The sequence below is a fragment of the Mycolicibacterium hippocampi genome, from assembly GCF_010723735.1.
GTDB lineage: Bacteria > Actinomycetota > Actinomycetes > Mycobacteriales > Mycobacteriaceae > Mycobacterium > Mycobacterium hippocampi.
Map to the genome: position 1 here is coordinate 1087981 of NZ_BLLB01000002.1, position 20966 is coordinate 1108946.

The following is a 20966-nucleotide window of genomic DNA, read 5'->3' on the forward strand; positions in this document are numbered from 1 at the left end:
ACTTTCGTGAAGAGGCTTAGCGGGTGGGACGCTGTGTTGTTGTACAGCGAGACGCCCACCGTGCACATGCACACGTTGAAGCTGGCCGTGATCCAGCTCGACGATCTCGGCGGCGCCAAGTTCGGTGTCGAGGAGCTGCGCAAGGTCATCCACAGCAGGCTCTACAAGCTCGACCCGTTCCGCTACGAACTGATCGACATCCCGTTCAAGTTCCACCACCCCATGTGGCGCGAGAACGCCGAGGTCGACCTCGAGTACCACGTGCGCTCCTGTCGCGTCGACGCGCCGGGTGGCCGTCGGCAACTCGATGAAGCGGTGGGCCGGATCGCCAGTACCCCGCTGGACCGCAGCCGTCCGCTGTGGGAGATGTACCTGATCGAGGGCCTGGCGGAAGGCCGCATCGCGGTGCTCGGCAAGATCCACCACGCCCTCGCCGACGGTGTCGCCTCGGCGAACCTGCTGGCCCGCGGCATGGATCTGCAGGACGGACCAGTGCCGGAGCGCGACTCCTATGCCACCGATCCCGCGCCGTCCAAGGGTGAGCTGGTGCGCACCGCGTTCACCGACCACCTGCGGCAGATCGCCAAGTTCCCGTCCGTGGTGCGCTACACGGCTGCGGGGGTGAGCCGGGTACGCAAGAGTTCCCACAAGCTGTCGCCGGAACTGACCCGCCCCTTCACGCCGCCGCCGTCGTTCATGAACCACATGGTCGACGCGACACGCCGGTACGCGACCGCCACACTGTCGCTGGATGACGTCAAGCAGACCGGCAAGCACCTGGGCGTCACGATCAACGACATGATCCTGGCGATCTCCGCCGGGGCGCTGCGAAAGCTGTTGCTGCGCTACGACGGTACCGCCGACCATCCTCTGCTGGCGTCGGTGCCGGTGAGCTTCGACTTCTCCCGGGACCGCATCTCCGGCAATTACTTCACCGGTGTGCTGGTCAGGCTGCCCGTGGAGATCGAGGACCCCCTGGAGCGGGTGCGCGCCGCCCATGACGGCGCCACCGCCGGCAAGGAGAGCAACAACCTGATCGGCCCGGAGCTGGTGAGCCGGTGGTCGTCGTACTTCCCGCCGGCCCCTGCCGAGGCGATGTTCCGGTGGCTGGCGAACAAGGACGGCCAGAACAAGGTGATGAACCTGCCGATCTCCAATGTGCCGGGGCCGCGGGAGCGGGCCCGCGTCGGCGGTGCGCTGGTGACGGAGATCTACTCCGTCGGGCCGCTGACCACCGGCAGCGGGCTCAACATCACCGTCTGGAGCTACGTCGACCAGATCAACATCTCGGTGCTCTCGGACGGCAAGACCCTCGAGGATCCGCACGAGCTGACCGATGCGATGGTCGAGGCATTCATCGAGATCCGTAATGCGGCAGGTCTTTCCGAGGAGCTCACGGTCGTCGAGACCGCGATGGCGCCCTAGGCGGCGGGGGCGAGCTGTTCGCCGTCAGAGCTGTCAGCCGCCCGGACGGCGGGGGTAGCGGTGTGGGCCTGCACGGTGTCGTCTCCCCGATACCTCAGAACGTAGCGTTCGGCTGCCGAGCGGTCGGTGTTCCCACGGATGGGGTCGAGGCCGAGTACGACGTCGTCGGCGGGGCCGGCAACGGCAATCTGGCGACGACGAAGCGCGAAACACAGTGCGCCTGCGGCATAGCTGGTCACCATGGCGACACCTAGGACGGCAGCTCGGTCGAATCCGAAGCCGAGCGCCGCGACGAAGAATCCGAGAAAGGCAAAGCCGATGAGTGTCAGGACGTAGCCCACTGCGGGCAGTGGAACGCGGGCGAGCAATCGGTACACAACATCCTCCTTTGTAACTACGCTACGGGTAGCGTAGCGATACGTCTAGTGTAGCGTAAGCCTCGGTTTACTGCTCTGAACAGCGGAACGAGGGACATGACTGCTGGCAGTGGTGCGGATGGCAGCGACGAGGTGGGCGCCCGAATACTCGATGCGGCCTTGCAGATCCTGCGGGCGCGTGGTCCGCGCGCCGTGACGATGCAGTCCATCGTCGAGGCCACCGGTATCGCGAAGACGACCATCTACCGGCGTCATCCGAACCGCCGCGCGCTGCTCACAGCAGCCCTCGCCGGCCTGGTGGTGAGACCGGTGGTCCCGCCGGGATCAAGCCGCGAGCAGCGGTTGGGGTGGGTGATCTCGCAGTCGATGGACGTCATCACCAACGGGATCGGTGGCGGCGGTTTCGCTGCACTGCTCACCGATGAGGACCCCGACTTCAGCGAGGTGTTCCGGGAGATCCTGGGTGCTCACCGGGGACTGGCCATCGAGGTGCTCGGTGACGACAGCGGTGACGCCGACACGTTGATCGACATGATCGTCGGGGGCTACGTCGCAAAACTGGCCCGCACCGGGACCGTGGACAGCAGGTGGAGGGAAAGGGTTCTGGCGATCCTCACCCGGCAGACCCGAAGCTAGCGGCGGTGGACCGCGGAGTCGTGGTGTTGCCGCGGAGGGTGAAGCATAGGGAAATCCCCATATCGGCGCCGCCGTCAATGGCGATAGCTTCAGACCTGAATGCGTTCTCGGCAATGTGTCAGGCGGCCTGCTCGGCGGGCGACTCGAGGGGATCACAGATGGGTTCGACGGGCAGACATCGGCTGCAGACACCGCGAGGTCGTGCACCTCGTCGGGTGCCCATCCGCGACCTGCGGGGGCAGCACATCGGTCGGGTCGGCGGTCTGGCCGCCGCACTCGGTGTGGGGGCTGTGTTGTTCGCCGTGCCGTGGACGGCGGCTGCAGACTCCGACGACTCCTCGTCGTCCTCCTCCTCCTCGTCGTCGAGCAGCAGCGCCAGCTCTTCAACGTCGTCCTCGTCGTCGGGAGCGTCCACATCGGGCAAAGCGTCCAAGTCGGGTAGTAGGTCGGACGATTCCGGCTCCTCCGACAAGAGGTCCTCGAATGCTGACGCCGACGCCGACGCCGACAAGGATGCCGACACCGACGCCGACAAGGATGCCGACACCGATGCCGATGCCGATGACATCGATACCGAGGACGATGATCTCGACGCTCCCGATGAGGACGACGCTGACGAGGACCTCGACGACACCGACAGCGACCGCACCGAAGTGGACATGGTCGACGGTGTCGAGGAGGCTCCCGACCCGGAGACCCCGTCAGCGCCCACGGAAAGCCCCGCGCTGCCGGTAGTGATGGCCGCCGAGTCGCCTCGGCGGTCAGTGCTGGCCCCCGCTGCGGCCGCGAGGACACAGCCTGCTGCGGCCGCTACGACACAGCCTGCGGCGGCCGCGTCGGTGGACGACACCGCTGAAGCTCCGCCCGAGCCGGCCGCGGCGTTCCAATACGCACCTGGGGCATTCACCCAGGTGGCGAGCACTCTGGTAACTCAACAGGTCAACGCACTGACCACCCCCGCACCGCCATCGGCTCAGGTTTCGGGGCTGATGGGTGTGCTCAGCTGGATCGGCCAACAAGTCGGGGTGTCCTTCGACGACTTCAGCGTCTCGATCAACGGCACCCAGATCATCCAACAAGGCACCGCCATCGCCACCTCCAACGGCTTCGGCTCCATCGCCATCGCTCGTGGCGACAACGCCATCGCCACCGCCGAAGGCTGGTTCAACCGCGCCATCGTCCGCGGCGACGACTCCACCGCCGAAGCCACCGACGGCAACTTCAACATCGCCCGCGCGTACGGAACCAACAGCGACGCTGCCGCCCGAGGATGGTTCAGCAGTGCCCTAGCCATCGCCGGCACCGAGAGCACCGCGGCTGCCTCCGCCGACCGCGGCTGGGCCAAAGCTGCTGCGTACGACTCGAGCGCTGCCAGTGCCGACAGTGTGCGCGGCCTGGCCAGCGCCATAGCCACCGGTGCGAGCGCCGCCACCGCCAGTGCTGACCGCGGCCTTGCCAACGTCTTCGCCGCCGACGGCAGCGCCGCCGAAGCCGCCAGCGAGGTGGGACTGGCCAGCGCCTTGGCCAGGAACACCAGCGTTGCCAGCGCGACTTCCTTCGACGGCAGCACGGCCGGTTCTGTTGCCCGAGACTCCAGCAGCGCCACCGCGTTCGCCGCGGAAGCCGGCGTGGCGAGCTCCGTCGCACGTGGCAACAGCCTCAGCAACGCCGTCGCGATCGATCACAGTCGGGCCACGGCCCAGGCGCGCGACAACTCGGACGGGCTCGCGTTCGCGCAGAACCACGGTTGGTCCGCCGTCGCTGCCGCCGACGCCAGTTCGGGGAACGCGGCCGCCGAGAACGGTGCGCTCGCCAGGGTCCTGGGTGGCCACCGTTCGACCCTTGTCTCGCAGGCCGAGGGAGTTGGCAGCGTTGCGTCGACCACGATCCTCGGCGAGAACAGCGTCGTCCTCAGCGAGGCGGACAACGGTGGCCACAGCCACGGCTTCATCTTCGGCAGCGACAACGCCGCCCAAGCCACCACCGACGACGGCCTGGCCAAGGCCGACATCGTTGGAAACCGCAACGCTGCCCTGGCCGCCAGCGACCACGGTGTGGCGAGCAGCATGAGCCTCGGTGACGACAACCTCGCCGACGCGGTGGCAACCGACGGCGCCGTGGTCAGCGACCTGGCTACCGACGGCAGTGGTTCAGCGGCGTTGCAGGTCGCGATACTTGAGGTGAATGCACAGGTGACGGTCCGTAAGGCCCAGATGGCTGACCAGGCCATGAACGCAATCACCCAGTACATAGACAGCTGAGCAAGACCGAGCGACGCGTCGCCGAGCTTGCGGCCGCGTCCTAGCCCGAAGCCGGCGCCACCTTGCGCTTGGCCTGCACCCAGTACAGGAACTCCTCGACGGCCTGGGCGGTGTAGTGGGCGCGCGGCGAGCCGTAGTAGAAGTCGAAAGCGTGCTGGGCGTGCGGGATCTCGGCGTACACCACCGGTGACGTCGACACCGCGCGCAGTGCTTCGGCGAACTCCCGGCCCTCGGGGACGGGGATGATGGAATCGTCCTGGCCGTGCAGGATGAAGAACGGCGGCGCGTCGGCCCGCAACCGATAGCTCGGCGACGCGTCCGCGTAGATCTCCCGGTTCGCCAGGATCGGCTTCTTGACGACGAACTTCTGCAGGAAGCCCAGGAACTCCCTGCGACCGCTTCCCTGCGCCGAGATCCAGTCGTAGCGGCCGTAAATCGGCACCGCGGCGACCACCGACGTGTCGGCGTCCTCGAAGCCGGGCTGGAACTGCGGGTCCCCCGGCGTCAGCGCCGCCAGCGCGGACAGATGCCCGCCCGCCGATCCACCGGTGATCGCCACAAAATCCGGGTCGCCGCCGTACTCGGCGATGTGTTCCTTGATCCACGCCAATGCCCGCTTGACGTCCACCATGTGATCCGGCCAGGTGTTGCGCGGACTGACCCGGTAGTCGATCGACACACAGATCCAGCCGTGGTCGGCGAGATGACTCAGAAGCGGGTAGGCCTGCGGTTTACGCATGCCGATCGACCAAGCGCCGCCCGGAACCTGCAGCAGCACAGGTGCTTTGCCGTCACGCGGCAGGTCGGACCGGCGCCAGATGTCGGCCTGGTTGACCTCGCCGTGCGGACCGTACTGGATGGTGCCGGCCTTCTCGACGTAGCGGCGCCGGACCAGCTCGTTGGGCCATACCCCGACGACGCGGCGCCGGTCGGGCTTCGCCTTCTCGGCGATCGCCGGGTACTCGTCACCGAGCGCTTCCCGAAGCGGGTCCTCGAAGTGCGGCTGAGATTCGACGTTGCGGCGGTGGATCAGATACAGCAGGCCCCAGGTGACGGCGGTGAGCAGCAGCGCGATCCGTCCTTGGCCACTGCGGAAGTCGCCGCGCAGGCCGCGCCGCGCCGCGTCGAGCACGGAGCCCGCCAGGTACAGCGGCGACATCTCCGAGGTCGGCCAGCCGAACGCGAACACCGGGATGGTGGAGTAACCCTCGCGGGCCAGCGGGCGCACCCCGTTGGCGGCGTTGGCCAGCTCCAGAAGGGCGCGCAGCAGCGGTCGTCGTTTAGCCATCGCTTGCCTATGCCCGCCCAGCCCGGTCCTGTAACTCCTTACGGGAGATCTTGCCGGTGATGCTGCGTGGCAGCTCGTCGAGAACGGTGATGGCGCGCGGCACCTTGTAGTTCGCCAAATTGTCGCGGACGTGCTGTTTGAGCACCTCCGGTGTCGCCGACGCGCCGGGCCTCAGCACCACAAACGCTTCCAGTCGTTGGCCGTACTTCTCATCGTCGACACCGAGCACGTGGGCCTCGGCCACGTCGGGATGCGCGGCCAACGTCTTCTCCACCTCGATCGGATAGACGTTCTCACCACCGGAGACGATCATCTCGTCGTCGCGGCCCACCACGAACAGCCGTCCGGCGTCGTCGAGATAGCCGACGTCACCCGAGGACATGAAACCCTCGTGGAAATCCTTGGTGGTGCCGGAGGTGTAGCCGTCGAACTGGGTGGAGTTGCGGACGTAGATGCCGCCGACCTCTCTGGTGGGCACCTCGCGCATCTCGCTGTCGAGGATGCGGACCTCGGTGCCTTCGGCGGGCCGACCGGCGGTGTCCGGGGCGGCACGCAGGTCGCGCGGGGTGGCGGTGGCGATCATGCCGGCCTCGGTGGCGTTGTAGTTGTTGTAGATCACGTCACCGAAACGGTCCATGAAAGCGATGACCACATCGGGGCGCATCCGCGACCCGGAGGCCGACGCGAAGCGCAGCGAACGGCCGCTGTAGCGGTCGAGGACTTCCTCGGGCAGATCCATGATGCGGTCGAACATCACCGGCACCACACACAGGCCGGTGGCACGGTGCCGGTCGACCAGATCCAGGGTGGCCTCCGGGTCGAACTTGCGGCGGGTGATGATCGTGCACGCCATCGACGCCGCGAAGGCGAGTTGTGAGAACCCCCAGGCGTGGAACATCGGGGCCACGATGACGACGGGTTGCTCTGCGCGCCAGGGGGTCCGGTCGAGGATGGCCTTCAGCACGCTCGGATCGCCGCCGGAGTGGCTGGCCCCCTTGGGCGTTCCGGTGGTCCCCGAGGTCAGCAGGATCGTCCGACCCTTCTCGCTGGCCCGCCGGGGCTCCTGGCCCTCGTGCGCGGCGATCATCTGCTCGACGGTCAACGGATGGTCAGCAGAGTCCGTCCACGCGACGACACGGGTGGTATCCGGGCTGTCGGCCAGCGCCCGGTCCACCGTCTCGGTGAACTCCTCGTCGTAGATCACCGCGACCGATTTGCCCGCGCCCTCGCGCGCGAGCACCTCGGCGAGGGCCGGCCCGGCGAACGAGGTGTTCAGCAGCAGCACATCCGCGCCGATCCGGTTGGCGGCGATCAGGGCGTCGACGAAGCCACGGTGATTGCGGGCCATCAGCCCGACGACGTCGGGCTGGCCGGCGGGGAGCGCCTGCAGTGCGGCCGCCAGGGCGTCGGCACGCCGGTCGAGCTGTCGCCAGGTCAGGATGCCGAGCTCGTCGACCAGCCCGGCCCGGTCACCACAGCGCTGAGCCGCACCGGCGAATCCGGAGGTGATGGCCATGTTCTCGCGCTGCATCGCCGCGGCGATCCGCAGGTACTTGTCCGGACGCATCGGCGCGATGACGCCCGCACGCACCATCGTCGACATCAGGCCCAGGGTTTTGGTCAGAGGGTCGGTGATCGCCATCGCTCAGCCCAGCACCGGGATCCGGCGTTCCTTGGCCAACTCGTCGAGGGCGCGCTGCATCACCCGCCGGACGTGCGCGTCGACCTCGTCGATGTCGGGATCCTCACCGAACTCCTCGGTGATGTGGATCGGCGGCAGCGTCTTCATCGTGATCTTGGCGGGCAGCGGCACGTTGACCGGGAGCACCACCGACAGGCCGAACGGGAAGCCGAAGGACACCGGAAGGATCTTGGTGCGGAACAATCGCGCGACGGGCCCGAGCGCCTTGGCGATCTCGGTGCCGCGGGTGAGGAACAACTGGCTTTCCTGCCCGCCGATCGCGACCGTCGGCACGATGGGCACCCCGTTGTTCAGCGCCGCCCGTACATAGCCGGTGCGACCGCCGAAGTCGATCTTGTTGGCGCTCAGCGTCGGGCGGTACACGTCGTAGTCACCGCCGGGGAACACCACGACGACGCCACCGGAACGCAGCGCCTCGTCGGCGTTCTCGTGGCTGGCGGGGATGAAACCCGTCTTCTTGAAGAAGGTGCCGGTCGGCCCGACCATCAGCATGTCGTGGCTGAGTGTGTATACCGGGCGGTCGTAGCCGAACTCCTCGTAGAAGCCGCTGGCGAACACCGGTACGTCCATGGCGAACAGCCCGCCGGAGTGGTTGGACACCACCAGGGCACCGCCGGCCGGGAAGGTGTCCAGGCCGCGCACCTCGGCGCGGTGCCAGCCCTTGAGGAACAGCTTGAGCAGGCCCATCACCCGCTCGGTGAGCACCGGGTCCCATTTGGTGATCTCGGACGGCGTCGCATCTGACGAGCTCACCGTGGCCCCCTTCGGCTTCGGATTGAAACGTGTTCTAGTTTTTCAGTGTACCCAGTGCTCACGGCCGTCATGCATCGCTGTTGACCTTAAGCGCTGTTGAGGGCGCACGATGGCGAGATGGCCACCGACCTGACCGCGTACTTCGCCCGCATCGGCTACACCGGCGACACCGGCGGCGTCCGGGCCACCCTCGAGACGCTGCGCGACGTCGTCGCCGCGCACAACCGCTCCATCCCGTTCGAGAACCTGGACCCGCTGATGGGTATCCCGGTCGCCGATCTGTCCGCTGAAGCGCTCACCGACAAGCTGGTGCACCGCCGCCGCGGCGGCTACTGCTACGAGCACAACGGTTTGCTGGGCTACGTGCTGGACCAGCTGGGCTACGACGTGGCGCGGCTGGCCGGGCGGGTGGTCTGGATGCGGGAAGAGTCCGACGACACGCTGCCGGCGCAGACCCACCAGGTGCTCTCGGTGCGCCTGCCCGACGGTGACGGTCCCTACCTCGTCGACGTCGGGTTCGGTGGGCAGACCCTGACATCCCCGATCCGTCTGACCGCCGGCCCGGTGCAGCAGACCCGCCACGAGCCCTACCGGCTGCTCGACCACTCCGAGGGGTTCGAACTGCAGGCCGAGGTCCGCGGCGAGTGGCAGCCTCTCTATCTGCTGAGCCCGCGCCCGCAGCCCCGCATCGATCTCGAGGTCGGCAGTTGGTATGTCTCGACCCACCCCGCGTCAGGGTTCGTCGTCGGGCTGTCGGCGGCGCTGGTCACCGACGATGCGCGCTGGAACCTGCGCGGCCGGCATCTCGCCGTGCACCGCGCCGACGGCACCCAGAAGACCCGGTTGGACAGCGCTGCACAGGTACTCGAGGTGCTGGCGGACCGCTTCGGCATCGATTTGTCCGACCTCGGAGACCGCACCGCCGTCGAAGCCCGGGTCGACCAGGTCCTCGACAGCTGAGCCACACAGCAGGAAAAGTCATGTCCCCCGCGGCGGCGCCGGACGATACTCGGACACCGTGACCGATCCACAAGGCGACCCGCAACTCCCGCAGGCCGGCCGCGACCGGCTCCGGGAGCTGCTCGACGCGGTCACCGACGCGTCGAACAGCGACGTGGGCGACATGGCGCGCAGCAGCTACGCCTCGGAGTTCCACTTCTCGCGGGAGGTCCGTCGGCTGACCGGAGAGTCCCCGGCCGCGCTGCGTCGCCGCGTCATGCTGGAGCGTGCGGCGTGGCGGCTGCAGCGCGGCGAGGCGGTGTCCGCGGTGGCGGCCGACGAGGGCTGGTCGTCGGCCGAAGTGTTCTCCCGGGCTTTCCGCCGCACCTACGGACTGCCGCCGTCGCAGGCCGCTGACGTGCATTTCCGGCTGCCCGCACCCAACGGCCTGCACTTTCACCCGCCGCAGTCGCTGTGGTTGGACAGCTCACCGGCCACCGGGGGCGTCGACGATGCCGAGACCCCGGACGTGACGCGGCTGATGGTGGCCCACGACCTCGACGACACCGCCCATCTGCTCGCCCGGGCCGCGCAGCTGACCCCGCAACAGTGGGTCGCCGAGGTCGCGCCGGGACAGACGGTGCTGGAGTGGGACGGACCCGAACCCAGTGTGGGCGCAGTGCTCGGCGCGCTGGTGTGGACCAAGGAGGTGTGGCTGGCCACGATCGCCGGCGAGGACTTCCCGCCGCGATCGTCGACGCAGCCGGCCCTGGTCGACGCCGGCGCCCTCGCGGCGCACCACGATGAGATCGCAAAGCGCTGGGCCGCAATGATTTCCGAGTACTCCGCGGCCGGTCGGCTCGGGGACACCGTGATCGACGCGCTGTGCGACCCACCGGAGTCGTTCCAGCTGTACGGGATCGTCGCGCACGTACTCAGCTATTCCGCGCACCGCCGCGAGTTGGCCCGCGCGATGCTGGCCGGCCACGGCATCTCTGCCCGGCGCGGTGACCCACTCGAATGGATGAGAGGAACCTGACATGGCCTGCGTGTACTACACCGCTTCCAGCCTGGACGGCTACATCGTCGACGAGAACGCCAGCCTGGATTGGTTGACCAAGCGTGACATCGACTCCGAGGGCCCGTTCGCGATAGAGCCGTTCATGACGAACGTCGGCGCGCTGGTGATGGGGGCCGACACCTACCAGTGGATCGTGGACAATCACCCCGGCGAGTGGATGTACGCACAGCCGTCGTGGGTGCTGACGCACCGAACCGGCATCGTCGCCGACGGGCACCCCGTCACGACGTTCGACGGGAACGTCGCCGACCTCTATCCGACCTTGGTGTCCGCGGCCGCAGGCAAGGACCTGTGGCTGGTCGGCGGCGGAGATACCGCGGCGCAGTTCGCGGCGGCGGACCTGATCGACGAGATGATCGTCTGCTACGCCCCCTGCACCCTCGGCGCCGGTTCCCGCCTGCTGCCGATCCGCTCCGAGTGGACCCTGGTCTCCTCCGCCCGCAACGCAGATTTCGTATGCGCACACTGGCGGAAGCCCTGATCGGCTCCGCTCTGTCGTAGGCTTTGGCAAACTCGTCACAGCGGCGAAGTGTCAAGCTGGATGGAGGGCGCACCATGGGCCACTACCGGAGCAACGTTCGCGATCTGAAGTTCAACCTCTTCGAGATGCTGTCCCTGGAGAAGGTGCTGGCCACAGGCGAGTTCGGCGACCTCGACGGGGCGTCGGTGCACCAGATGCTCGACGAGGCCGCCAAACTCGCGGAAGGACCGCTGGCGGAGGCCTTCGCCGAAACCGATCGGCATCCGCCGACGTTCGATCCCGCGGCGCACACCGTGAGCATCCCCGACCCGTTCAAGAAGTCGTTCCGGGCCTGGCACGGCAGCGACTGGTTCCGCATCGGCATGGCCGAGGAGATCGGCGGGGTTCCCGCGCCATCGATGGTGGAGTGGGCGATCAACGAGTTCGCGCTCGGAGCTCAGCCGGCGGTGTTCCTGTACTCGGCCGGGCCGAAGATGGCCGACATCGTCTACGCCATCGGCAATGAGCAACAACAACATTGGGCGTCGCTGATGATCGAGCGCAACTGGGGCGCCACGATGGTGCTCACCGAGCCCGATGCCGGTTCGGACGTGGGCGCGGGCCGGACCAAGGCGGTCCAGCAGCCCGACGGCACCTGGCACCTCGACGGGGTGAAGCGCTTCATCACCAACGGTGACACCGACGATCTGTTCGAGAACATCATCCACGTGACACTCGCCAGGCCGCAGGGAGCCGGGCCGGGCACCAAGGGCCTGAGCCTCTTTCTGGTACCGAAGTTCCACTTCGATCCGCAGACCGGGGAGCCGGGTGAACGCAACGGGGTGTTCGTCACCGGCCTCGAGCACAAGATGGGTCTGAAGGCCTCCGCGACGTGTGAACTGACCTTCGGTCAACACGGTACCCCTGCCGTCGGGTGGCTGGTCGATGACACCCACAACGGCATCGCGCAGATGTTCAGGGTCATCGAGTACGCGCGGATGATGGTGGGTACCAAGGCTATTGCCACACTGTCCACGGGCTACCTGAATGCGCTCGACTACGCCAAGACCCGCGTGCAGGGCGCCGACATGACACAGATGACGGACAAGGCCGCCCCGCGGGTCACGATCATCCACCATCCCGATGTCCGTCGCGCGCTGCTCACCCAGAAGGCCTACTCGGAGGGTCTGCGGGCGCTGTATCTCTACACCGCGGCGCACCAGGACGTCGTCGCTGCCGGGATCGTCTCCGGTGCCGACGCCGCGATGGCGGGCCGGGTCAACGACCTGCTGCTGCCGATCGTCAAGGGTGTGGGCTCCGAGCGCGCCTACCAGTGTCTGACCGAGTCGCTGCAGACTCTCGGCGGATCGGGGTTCCTGCAGGACTATCCGATCGAGCAGTACATCCGCGACGCCAAGATCGACTCGCTCTACGAGGGCACCACCGCGATCCAGGCGCAGGACTTCTTCTTCCGCAAGATCGCCAGGGATCAGGGCGGGGCACTGATGCACGTGGTGGGCCGGATGCGCGAGTTCCTCGCCGACAGCGCGGCGCACCCCGAACTCGGCGAGGCGCGAACACTTCTGGCGACCGCGGTGGCCGACGTGGAGGCGATGGTCGCCACGATGACCGGGTACCTGGTCGACTCGCAGCAGGATCCTCAGCAGCTCTACCGGCTCGGCCTGGAGTCGGTGCCATTCCTGCTCGCGGTGGGCGACCTGCTGCTGGGCTGGCTGCTGCTGCAGCAGGCCGAGGTGGCTCTGGCCGCACTCGACGGTGACGTCAGCGACCGCGACCGTTCCTTCTACACCGGAAAAGTCGCGACCGCGAAGTTCTTCACCAAGAACGTCCTGCCGAGGCTGACCGCCCAGAGCGCGATCCTCAAGGCCGTCGACCTCACCGCGATGGAGCTGTCAGAAGACGCCTTCTGAGGCGCCGCGGCGCCGAATGCACGATTTCTGACGGGAATCGGTGGAAATCCGTCAGAAACCGTACGTTCGAGGCGTTGTCAGGCCGGCGTGTAGCCGAACGGCAGCAGGATGCTCTTCGCCTCGGTGTAGGCCTCGATGCCCTCGGGGCCGTTCTCCCGGCCGATGCCCGAGTTCTTGAAGCCGCCGAACGGGGCGCCGGGGTCGAACGCGTACATGTTGACCGCGTAGGTGCCGGTGCGGATCTTGCGGGCGATCTGCAGTGCCTTGTCGTTGTCGGTGGTGTAGACGCTGCCGGCCAGCCCGTAGACGGAGTCGTTGGCGATGCGCACCGCGTCGTCCTCGTCCTCGTAGGCGATCACCGCGAGCACCGGCCCGAAGATCTCCTCCTGGGCGATGGTCATCGAGTTGTCGACGTCGGCGAACACCGTCGGCTGCACGAACCAGCCGCTGTCCAGGCCGTCGGGTCGACCACCGCCGGTGACCACGCGCGCGCCCTCGTCCACACCCTTCTTGATGTAGCCCTCGACACGCTCGCGCTGCTTCTCCGAGATCAGCGGGCCGATCATCGCGGCCGGATCGTCGGGCAACCCGATCGGCATCGCCGCGACGGCTGCGGACAACTTCTCCACGACCTCGTCGTAACGCGACCGCGGTGCCAGGATCCGGGTCTGGCCGACACAGGCCTGGCCGCAGTTCATCAGCCCGGAGAACACCAGCATCGGCAGTGTCGAATCCAGGTCGGCGTCCTCGAGGATGATGGCCGCGGACTTGCCGCCCAGTTCCAGCGTGCAGGCCTTGAGCTTCTCGGCCGCGATCTTGGCGACCTCCTTGCCGACGCCCGAGCTGCCGGTGAAGGTGAACTTGTCCAGTTCGGGGTTCGCGGTCAGGGCGCGTCCGGTCTCGGCGCCGCCGGGAACGATCGACAGCACGCCTTCGGGCAACCCGGCCTCGGCGAACATCTCGGCCATCGCGAACACCGACATGGGGGTCTCGGCGGCCGGTTTGAGCACCACCGTGCAGCCGGCCAGCAGTGCGGGCCCGAGCTTGTTGGCCGCCAGGAAGAACGGCACGTTCCACGCCGTCACGGCCCCGACGACACCGATCGGCTCCTTGACCACCAGCGTCTGGCCGTAGACACCGTCGCGGATGTCCTGCCAGGTGAACTTGTCGGCAGCACCGACGTAGTAGTTGAACGACGACATCGCGGCGCCGTACTGCATCATGTCGACGATCGTCGGCGGCTGGCCCGTCTCGGCGGCCAGCAGGAACTTCAGCTCGTCGCCGCGCTCCTCCATGATCTTGACCGCGCGGCCCAGGATCTCGGCGCGCTCCGCCGGTGTCATCTGCGGCCAGGGTCCGTCGTCGAAGGCCTTGCGGGCTGCCGCGCAGGCGGCGTCGACGTCGGCCGCTGACGCCAGCGGCACCTTGCCGACCAGTTCGCCGGTGGCGGGGGAGTGCACCTCGATTACATCCGAGGTGGCCGGCTCGACCCACTTGCCGCCGATGAACAACTTGTCCCACTCGGTCTTGAAGGCAGTGCTCTGGGTCATATCGCTCCTCGCGTGCGCGGTGTCATGCCCGTCACATTACCCACCGATCGGCCAAACGAGAACCTGTTGCAGTTCAGCCCCTCACGACGGCCGCAACACCAACACCAGATTGCTCACTGTGAACTCACGGAGCAGTGGCACCCGGACCGCACCCCATGCCCATCGGGGGTGGTAGCGGGGGAATGCGGCGACCAGAGCGCCGGTGCTCGCAGCCCACTTCAGCCCGTCGGTGGCGGACACCGCGAACAACGACGAGCCGTAGTCGTTTTTGGGCCGGTGGCCGTGCTTGCGGGTGTAGCGCTCGGCGGCGCGACGGCCACCGAGGTAGTGCGTCAGGCCCATCTCATGGCCGCCGAACGGGCCCAGCCACACCGTGTAGGACAGCACCACCAGCCCGCCGGGCCGGGTGACCCGCAGCATCTCCTCGCCCAGGCGCCACGGTTCGGGTACGTGCTCGGCGACATTGGAGGACAGGCAGATGTCGACGCTGCCGTCGCCGAACGGCAGCGCGGTGCCCGAGGCCCGGACGAAAGCCCCTTCCCGACGCTGCAGCCGGGGGCCTGCGGCGTGCATCTCCCGTGGGTCGGGCTCCACGCCGATGTAGCGCAGGCCCGCCCCGGTGAACGCCGCTGCGAAGTAGCCGGGCCCCCCGCCGACGTCCAGCACGGTGTTGCCGGTGGGGGCGGTGCCGTGGACCGCTGTCCACAGATCGGTGACCATCGCGACGGTGTCGTCGGCGAGCGCGCCGTAGAACCGGTTCGGTTCGCGCTGCTCGAAGCGGAACTCCGACAGCAGCCGAAGCGACCGCGACAACGTCGCCCGCCGGGCCAGAAGGTCAGTTGCCGCCATCTCGGTCACCCTAGGACCCGACTACTCTGAACCCGATGTCTGACCTACCCCTGCGATCAGTGTTGTTGCTGTGCTGGCGCGACACCGGCCATCCGCAGGGTGGCGGCAGCGAGGCCTACCTGCAACGCATCGGTGCGCAGCTCGCCGGCTCCGGGGTCCGGGTCACGCTGCGCACCGCCCGCTACCCCGGCTCCGCGCGGCGCGAGACCGTCGACGGGGTGGAGATCCAGCGCGTCGGCGGAAGTTACTCGGTGTATGTCTGGGCCGGCCTGGCGATGGCCGCGGCCGTGATCGGCCTGGGCCCGCTGCGGCACGTGCGCCCGGACGTCGTCGTCGACACCCAGAACGGGCTGCCCTTCCTGGCCCGGCTGGTGTACGGCCGACGAGTGGTGGTGCTGGTGCACCACTGTCACCGCGAGCAGTGGCCGGTGGCGGGGCCGGTGATGAGCCGCATCGGGTGGTTCGTCGAATCCTGGTTGTCGCCGCGCCTGCACCGACGCAACCAGTACGTCACGGTGTCGTTGCCGTCGGCGCGTGATCTCGCGCTGCTCGGCGTCGGCTCCGACCGCGTCGCGATCGTCCGCAACGGTGTCGACGCCGCCCCGGGCGCGACGTTGACCCAGGCACGGTCGACGACCCCGCGGGTCGTCGTGCTGTCCCGGCTGGTACCGCACAAGCAGATCGAGGACGCGCTCGGAGCGGTCGCCCGGCTGCGCTCCCGGATACCCGGGCTGCACCTCGACGTGCTCGGGGACGGTTGGTGGGCGGACCGGCTCGTCGACCATGCCGCACTGCTCGGCATCTCTGATGCGGTGACGTTCCACGGCCACACCGACGACCACACCAAACACGCCGTGCTGCAGCGCAGTTGGGTGAACGTGCTGCCCTCCCGCAAGGAGGGTTGGGGGCTGGCTGTCGTCGAGGCCGCCCAGCACGGAGTGCCGACCATCGGCTACCGCGCCTCCGGGGGGTTGGCGGACTCCGTCGTCGACGGCGTCACCGGATTGCTCGTCGACGACCTCGACGGTCTGGTCGACGGCCTCGACCGGATGCTGTCCGATCAGGTCCTGCGCGAGCAGTTGGGCGTCAAGGCGCAGGTGCGCAGCGGTGAGTTCTCGTGGCAGCAGAGTGCCGCCGCGATGCGGGTGGTGCTGGAGTCCGCATACGCCGGCCACGTTGTCAGCGGCGTCATCTGAGCACCATTCACAATCTGCGTCACCACACGTCCACCAAGTGCAGATTCATCCGGTGAAACCGTCGCCGCACGCCCGTACTGCCGTTAACATAGTGCCCATGCTGGGGGCGGCGAGACGGGTTCTGGACTACCGGATGACCGTCGCCGAATGGATCGGCACCGCGCTGCTGCTCGGCGCGCCGTACCTGGTGATCGGCGTCGTGGTGGCGCTGGCACGCAGCGGCGCGTCCGTCGACCTCGGAGCCATCCTGTTGTGGCCGCTGCTGCTGATCCCCGACGTCTGCACGACATGACCGGGAACCGCATTCGCATCACCCGGCGGACCGCCCGCTGGAGCGACGGCCCGGTGACCGCCGCCGATGCCATGGACTTCTGGTCGTTCGCCGCGGGCGCAGCCAACGTGATCATGCAGCTGTCGCGCCCCGGCGTCGGGTACGGCGTCGTCGAGAGCAAGGTCGACTCCGGCAACCTGATGAAGCATCCGTGGAAGCGGGCCCGCACCACGTTCCAGTACCTGGCCGTCGCGGTGCTCGGCTCGGACGAGGACCGCGCGGCCTTCCGTGACGCCGTCGATGCGGTGCACCGCCATGTCAGGTCCGGACCGGACAGCCCGGTGCAATACCACGCATTCGACCGCGACCTGCAGATGTGGGTGGCGGCTTGCCTGTTCGTGGGCATCGAGGACACCTACCAACTGCTGCGCGGCGAGATGACCCCCGCGCAGGCCGAACAGTTCTACACCTCGGCGTGGCCGCTGGGCACCACGCTGCAGGTCAGCGCGGACCAGTGGCCCGCCACCCGGGCGGACTTCGACCGCTACTGGGACGCGGCGTGCGAACTCGTCGACGTGGACGACGTCGTGCGCGCCTACCTGCTCGACCTGGTCAACCTGCGGATGATCAACCCGGTGCTGGCTTTTCCGTTCCGGCCGCTGCTGAAGTTCCTGACCGCAGGTTTTCTGGCGCCGGTGTTCCGAGACGCGCTCGGCCTGTCGTGGGGTCCGGCGCGGCAACGCTGGTTCGAGCGGTTGTTCCTGTTCGTGGCGTTCGCCAACCGGTTCCTGCCGGGTTTCGTGAGGCAGGGCGGCAGCCACGTGCTGCTCGCCGATGTCCGGATGCGTGTGCGCCGCCAGCGCCGACTGGTCTGAGGAGGCGACGGTGCCCGGGATGCGTCAAGCCACGCGTCGCCTGCTGAGCAAGCAGGTGAGCGTGGCCGACGCCATCGAGGCGGCGTTGTGGCTGGCGATCCCCTATGTCGCTGTCGGTCTGGTGTGGGCCTACTTCCAGACCGACGAGCTCCGGCAGCTCGAGGGCGTGCTGCAGCCGTGGCTGCCCGCCGGCGCGGGGATGGCTGCCTACCTGATCGTCGCCGGGTTGTGGCCCGTCTACCTGGTGCTGCCGGCGGTCTGCGGGGCCTGACCAACCCGCCTGCGCAACCCGAACACCAGCATCCCGGCCAGCCCGCCGACCAGCAGGCCCAGCCAGACGTTGTGCGCGGCGAGCATCACGGTGCGGTGTGGAGAGGCCGGCTCGTCCCCGCCGACGGCATAGACCGTGATGTCGCTGTCGCGGTAGGCCACCGGCATCCGCAGCGCCGGTCCGCCGCCGGTCACGACGACCCAGCCCACACCCTCGGCCGCGAGCCGTTCCCGGTCGGCCCCGGCGAGCAGCAGCCGCTGGACCTCACGGGCGTGCACACCCTCGCCGGGCACGGTGCGACCGGCGATCGTCAGGTCGCCGGTACTGAGCACGTCGGCGCGCACCCACCGCGGTAGCGGATCGAGGACCGGGGCGTCACCGGCCCACGCGAAGCTGCGCATGCTGTCCACAGGCAGCACCGCGACCGGGCGGGGATCGGCGTTGATGACCGCGGCCGCGGCCTGCCACCCCGGGGGATAGCGCACCGGCGTCACCCGGCCACCCACACCCCACGCAAGATCGGGCAGTGTCGCGATCAGCGCGGCGCAGCAGACCGTCGCCGTCGCAACCGCCGGGATCCGCGGTCGCAGCGTGACCACGGCGGCAGCACCCGCCACCGCGTAGGCGGGCACGGCCAGCGCCACCCATTTCTGGCCGTCCCGGAGCACACCCAGTCCTGGCAGCGCGCGGATCAGCGCCTCCAGCACGGCGATCCCCGGGCCCGTCGCCATCAGCGCGGGCGCCACGACCGCCGCCGCGGCCACGACCAGCAGCGGCATCGCAACCCGGCGGCGCACCAGAAGCGGCACGCCCACCGCGACCACAACCAGCAGCACCATTGCCGACACCAGCGCAAAAAGTGTTGTCCGCGAGGCCGGCACCGCTTCGGCGTTCCACAGACCGCCCAGGCTCGCCAGGCTTCCCAGCGTGCCCAGCCCGGGCTCGGCACGCGCCGCGAACGCCGTCACCCCGGGTTCGGCGGCGGTGTCGGCCCACCCATCCGCCACAGCGGAGGCGACCAGCCACGGCAGCGCGGCGGCCGCGGCTGCGCCCAGGCCGATTGTTGCGCAGAATGTCCTGGACCGGCCGTCGCCGGATGCCGATGCCGCGGCCAGCGCGGTCGTCGCGGCCAACATCAACCCGGTGGGGGTCAGCCCGGCCAGCGCAATCCAGAACACCAGCGCCGCCACTTTCCCGCCGGAACGGTATTCCAGCAGGGTTTTTCCTGGACTTTCGCTGCTGGAATACCGTTCCGGCGAGGTGGGGTGGCCGCGCAGAGACAGCACGGTCGCGGCCACCCACGGCAGACAGCCGTAGCCCACCAGCAGGCTCCAGTGCCCCTGGAGGAGTCGCTCTGCAACATAGGGATTCCAGATCGTGACGGTGACCGCGACACACTGCCCGGCGAGGCCGGCGTCGGGCAGCACGGTGGCCGCCAGCCGCGCCGCCCCCCAGCCCGCCGACCACAGGCCGACGATCAGCAGCGCCTTGACCACCACGCCGCCGTCCAACACCGCCGACGCCAGCGCGACCGCATAATCCTGCGGCAACGCCCGCGGCGCGGCCTGGGACAGCCCGAGCGCCGAATCCGACAGATGGGACCGGGGGGTGGAGACTGCGTCGCGCAGTAGCAGGTAGCCGGGCGCGAGCAGCGGCCCCGTCACCGCGAGGGTCAGCACCAACGCGTAGGCCGGCGCCAGCAGGCGCGGAATGGAGCGGGCGATCAGACCGGTTTGTCCGGCGGCAGATCGGACGGCCGCTGCGCGGGCAGCTTCTCGGTCTTGGCTTCCGCGCCGGGGACGGGTTCCCCCTCGTCGCCGCGGCCGCCGAAGAACCGCTGGCCGGTGTCGTCGAGACCGGGGTCGATCAGCAGGGACTCTGCGCGGAGGCTGAACGTCCCCAGCAGGGCGCCACCGACCAGGGCGATCAGCCCCAGCGCGGTGAATGTGATCGGCAGGATCCGGCCCCACAGCGCGACCCGGTCACGCTCGTCCTGGGCGGCGGCCACCTGGGCCTCGACCGACTCCTCGTTGGTGGTCACGCTGTAATCCGCGAACGTCACCTCGGGCTCGAGAGCGTCCCGTGCGTAGTAGTGGTAAGCCCGGTCCGTCTGCTTGAGGATCGTGCCCGACACCGGATCCACCCAGAACGTGCGCTGCGCGGCGTAGTACCGCGACATCGTGATCTGTTCCTCGGGGTCTCCCTCGATGCCCCACAGGCGGGCCGGCGCCGTTGCCTGGCTGTCGGCGTCGTCGTCGTACAGCGAGGCGTATCTGACCGGCTCGACGAGTTCGCCGTCGGCGTCGTAGCCGACGTTCTGGGTGAACTTGTAGGCAGTCAGACCGTTGACGTCCTCTTCACCGGAGTAGTTGGCGTCGTAGGCCTGCTGGGCGATCGGGTCGAAGTACGGGTAGGTCTTCTTCTCGGTATCGAACGGGAAGCGGTACGACAGCCCCTCGTGCGGCAGCGCGATGTTGGTCGGCGGATTCTCGTCCTCGATCGCCCGCGGCTTCTGGACGGCGCCGCCGGGATTGCTCTCGCTGGAGACCGCGAGGGCCGTCTTGCGGTCGAGGGTGACGGTGTCGACCATCGCCAGCAGCAGGCCGTTGTCCTGCTGCTGATCGCTGCGCCGGAGCGTGTTGCCGACCTGCAGGGTCACCACGTCGGCGTTCGACGGCGACTCCACGCTGATCTGCTCCTGCATCACCAACGGAATGTCCTCGTTGACGATGAACTGTTCACCGAGCAGCGATGCCGGATCGAATGCGTCGCCGGTGCCGTCGCTGACGAGGGTGGCGTCGATGTCCAGCGGGATCTTGGCGATTCTGCTCGTGGTGTAAGTCGACAGCAGCAACGCGGCGATGAGCAGGGCGGCACCGAGGCCCATGATCCCGCACGCGGCGATCCGCAACGCAACTGCGCGGTTCAATCCGTGTCTCCCTTCGCGCACCGCCACCAGCCCCTACCTCGGTGTGTCGGGCTGCCGGTGACGATCAAAAACCCGTTCGACCCTAACAGCACAAGCTGAGGTCGTCGCTTACTGCGACGTGTTGGCGACAGCCGCCTTCGGGCGCGACGCCGCGTCATGACTACCCGTATTC

At 68.4% G+C, this 20966-nt stretch carries 19 protein-coding genes; 11 read left to right on the forward strand and 8 right to left on the reverse strand.

All coding sequences use genetic code 11. The features are described from left to right. Positions 1-6 precede the first annotated feature (6 nt). The gene (locus tag G6N53_RS06335; RefSeq protein ID WP_163887708.1) at positions 7-1425 is read left to right on the forward strand and encodes a WS/DGAT/MGAT family O-acyltransferase; all 1419 of its coding nucleotides are present in this window, start codon (positions 7-9) and stop codon (positions 1423-1425) included. Here the strand turns inward: G6N53_RS06335 and G6N53_RS06340 are convergent. After that, positions 1422-1802 (reverse strand): hypothetical protein, encoded by a 381-nt coding sequence (locus G6N53_RS06340; RefSeq protein ID WP_205390313.1) that lies wholly within the window; start codon positions 1800-1802, stop codon positions 1422-1424. The two genes, G6N53_RS06335 and G6N53_RS06340, sit on opposite strands and share 4 nt — an antisense overlap. Before the next feature lie 96 nt (positions 1803-1898). Here G6N53_RS06340 and G6N53_RS06345 point away from each other — a divergent pair, with 96 nt between their 5' ends. Next, a complete protein-coding gene (locus G6N53_RS06345) occupies positions 1899-2438 on the forward strand; it encodes a TetR/AcrR family transcriptional regulator (protein ID WP_163887709.1) in 540 nt (179 codons plus the stop codon). Positions 2439-2653: 215 nt separating this feature from the next. Beyond that, positions 2654-4699, forward strand: coding sequence for a hypothetical protein (locus tag G6N53_RS06350; RefSeq protein WP_163887710.1), 2046 nt, complete (start codon positions 2654-2656; stop codon positions 4697-4699). Between the two features lie 40 nt (positions 4700-4739). Here the strand turns inward: G6N53_RS06350 and G6N53_RS06355 are convergent, their stop codons facing one another. From G6N53_RS06355 to G6N53_RS06365, 3 genes are read right to left on the reverse strand one after another with little or no spacing between them, the layout of a single operon-like run. Beyond that, positions 4740-5987 carry an alpha/beta hydrolase gene (locus G6N53_RS06355; protein WP_163887711.1) on the reverse strand — a complete coding sequence of 416 codons (1248 nt, stop codon included), beginning with the start codon at positions 5985-5987 and terminating at the stop codon, positions 4740-4742. Positions 5988-5994: 7 nt separating this feature from the next. Next, a complete protein-coding gene (gene fadD12, locus G6N53_RS06360; RefSeq protein WP_163887712.1) occupies positions 5995-7629 on the reverse strand; it encodes an acyl-CoA ligase FadD12 in 1635 nt (544 codons plus the stop codon). A gap of 3 nt (positions 7630-7632) precedes the next feature. Beyond that, complete coding sequence (locus tag G6N53_RS06365; protein WP_276000015.1) at positions 7633-8376, reverse strand: 1-acyl-sn-glycerol-3-phosphate acyltransferase; 744 nt, start codon at positions 8374-8376, stop codon at positions 7633-7635. 183 nt (positions 8377-8559) lie between these two features. Between G6N53_RS06365 and G6N53_RS06370 the strand changes: the two genes are divergently transcribed. The 4 genes from G6N53_RS06370 to G6N53_RS06385 all read left to right on the forward strand — a co-directional run bounded on the left by G6N53_RS06370 (position 8560) and on the right by G6N53_RS06385 (position 12853). Next, a complete protein-coding gene (locus G6N53_RS06370) occupies positions 8560-9402 on the forward strand; it encodes an arylamine N-acetyltransferase family protein (RefSeq protein ID WP_163887714.1) in 843 nt (280 codons plus the stop codon). 58 nt (positions 9403-9460) lie between these two features. After that, on the forward strand, positions 9461-10420 hold the full coding sequence (locus G6N53_RS06375) for a helix-turn-helix domain-containing protein (protein ID WP_163887715.1): 960 nt from the start codon (positions 9461-9463) through the stop codon (positions 10418-10420). 1 nt (position 10421) lies between these two features. Continuing rightward, positions 10422-10943 carry a dihydrofolate reductase family protein gene (locus tag G6N53_RS06380; RefSeq protein ID WP_163887716.1) on the forward strand — a complete coding sequence of 174 codons (522 nt, stop codon included), beginning with the start codon at positions 10422-10424 and terminating at the stop codon, positions 10941-10943. 74 nt (positions 10944-11017) lie between these two features. After that, entirely contained in the window at positions 11018-12853 is a 1836-nt protein-coding gene (locus tag G6N53_RS06385) for an acyl-CoA dehydrogenase (RefSeq protein ID WP_163887717.1), read from the forward strand. A 77-nt stretch (positions 12854-12930) separates the two neighbouring features. Here G6N53_RS06385 and G6N53_RS06390 read toward each other — a convergent pair whose 3' ends face one another. Both G6N53_RS06390 and G6N53_RS06395 read right to left on the reverse strand, forming a co-directional pair. Further along, positions 12931-14403, reverse strand: coding sequence for an aldehyde dehydrogenase (locus G6N53_RS06390; protein WP_163887718.1), 1473 nt, complete (start codon positions 14401-14403; stop codon positions 12931-12933). An 81-nt stretch (positions 14404-14484) separates the two neighbouring features. Beyond that, positions 14485-15252, reverse strand: a complete 768-nt coding sequence (locus G6N53_RS06395; RefSeq protein WP_163887719.1) for a class I SAM-dependent methyltransferase — start codon at positions 15250-15252, stop codon at positions 14485-14487. 35 nt (positions 15253-15287) lie between these two features. Here G6N53_RS06395 and G6N53_RS06400 point away from each other — a divergent pair, with 35 nt between their 5' ends. The 4 genes from G6N53_RS06400 to G6N53_RS06415 all read left to right on the forward strand — a co-directional run bounded on the left by G6N53_RS06400 (position 15288) and on the right by G6N53_RS06415 (position 17865). Next, positions 15288-16448: a glycosyltransferase family 4 protein gene (locus tag G6N53_RS06400; protein ID WP_163887720.1), complete on the forward strand. Its 1161-nt coding sequence runs from the start codon at positions 15288-15290 to the stop codon at positions 16446-16448. A gap of 97 nt (positions 16449-16545) precedes the next feature. Beyond that, positions 16546-16740 (forward strand): hypothetical protein, encoded by a 195-nt coding sequence (locus tag G6N53_RS06405; RefSeq protein ID WP_163887721.1) that lies wholly within the window; start codon positions 16546-16548, stop codon positions 16738-16740. After that, positions 16737-17594 (forward strand): oxygenase MpaB family protein, encoded by an 858-nt coding sequence (locus G6N53_RS06410; protein ID WP_163887722.1) that lies wholly within the window; start codon positions 16737-16739, stop codon positions 17592-17594. Before G6N53_RS06405 ends, G6N53_RS06410 begins: the two co-directional genes overlap by 4 nt. A 19-nt stretch (positions 17595-17613) precedes the next feature. Continuing rightward, a complete protein-coding gene (locus tag G6N53_RS06415; RefSeq protein WP_163887723.1) occupies positions 17614-17865 on the forward strand; it encodes a hypothetical protein in 252 nt (83 codons plus the stop codon). On the opposite strand, the gene G6N53_RS06420 is transcribed toward G6N53_RS06415, so the two are convergent. Both G6N53_RS06420 and pgfA read right to left on the reverse strand, forming a co-directional pair. Further along, complete coding sequence (locus G6N53_RS06420) at positions 17832-19565, reverse strand: MmpA family trehalose lipid delivery protein (RefSeq protein ID WP_163895536.1); 1734 nt, start codon at positions 19563-19565, stop codon at positions 17832-17834. The genes G6N53_RS06415 and G6N53_RS06420 overlap by 34 nt on opposite strands. Before the next feature lie 23 nt (positions 19566-19588). After that, positions 19589-20794, reverse strand: coding sequence for a cell envelope lipid trafficking protein PgfA (gene pgfA / locus G6N53_RS06425; protein WP_163887724.1), 1206 nt, complete (start codon positions 20792-20794; stop codon positions 19589-19591). Positions 20795-20966: the final 172 nt, after the last annotated feature.

Excerpts from the sequence above, each read along its gene's own strand:
- G6N53_RS06380 (WP_163887716.1), top strand. The coding sequence starts at position 10,422 with ATGGCCTGCGTGTACTACACCGCTTCCAGCCTGGACGGCTACATCGTC.
- fadD12 (WP_163887712.1), bottom strand. The coding sequence starts at position 7,629 with ATGGCGATCACCGACCCTCTGACCAAAACCCTGGGCCTGATGTCGACG.
- G6N53_RS06390 (WP_163887718.1), bottom strand. The coding sequence starts at position 14,403 with ATGACCCAGAGCACTGCCTTCAAGACCGAGTGGGACAAGTTGTTCATC.
- G6N53_RS06355 (WP_163887711.1), bottom strand. The coding sequence starts at position 5,987 with ATGGCTAAACGACGACCGCTGCTGCGCGCCCTTCTGGAGCTGGCCAAC.
- G6N53_RS06370 (WP_163887714.1), top strand. The coding sequence starts at position 8,560 with ATGGCCACCGACCTGACCGCGTACTTCGCCCGCATCGGCTACACCGGC.
- G6N53_RS06400 (WP_163887720.1), top strand. The coding sequence starts at position 15,288 with ATGTCTGACCTACCCCTGCGATCAGTGTTGTTGCTGTGCTGGCGCGAC.
- G6N53_RS06365 (WP_276000015.1), bottom strand. The coding sequence starts at position 8,376 with ATGGGCCTGCTCAAGCTGTTCCTCAAGGGCTGGCACCGCGCCGAGGTG.
- G6N53_RS06395 (WP_163887719.1), bottom strand. The coding sequence starts at position 15,252 with ATGGCGGCAACTGACCTTCTGGCCCGGCGGGCGACGTTGTCGCGGTCG.
- G6N53_RS06405 (WP_163887721.1), top strand. The coding sequence starts at position 16,546 with ATGCTGGGGGCGGCGAGACGGGTTCTGGACTACCGGATGACCGTCGCC.
- G6N53_RS06345 (WP_163887709.1), top strand. The coding sequence starts at position 1,899 with ATGACTGCTGGCAGTGGTGCGGATGGCAGCGACGAGGTGGGCGCCCGA.
- G6N53_RS06385 (WP_163887717.1), top strand. The coding sequence starts at position 11,018 with ATGGGCCACTACCGGAGCAACGTTCGCGATCTGAAGTTCAACCTCTTC.
- G6N53_RS06410 (WP_163887722.1), top strand. The coding sequence starts at position 16,737 with ATGACCGGGAACCGCATTCGCATCACCCGGCGGACCGCCCGCTGGAGC.
- G6N53_RS06415 (WP_163887723.1), top strand. The coding sequence starts at position 17,614 with ATGCGTCAAGCCACGCGTCGCCTGCTGAGCAAGCAGGTGAGCGTGGCC.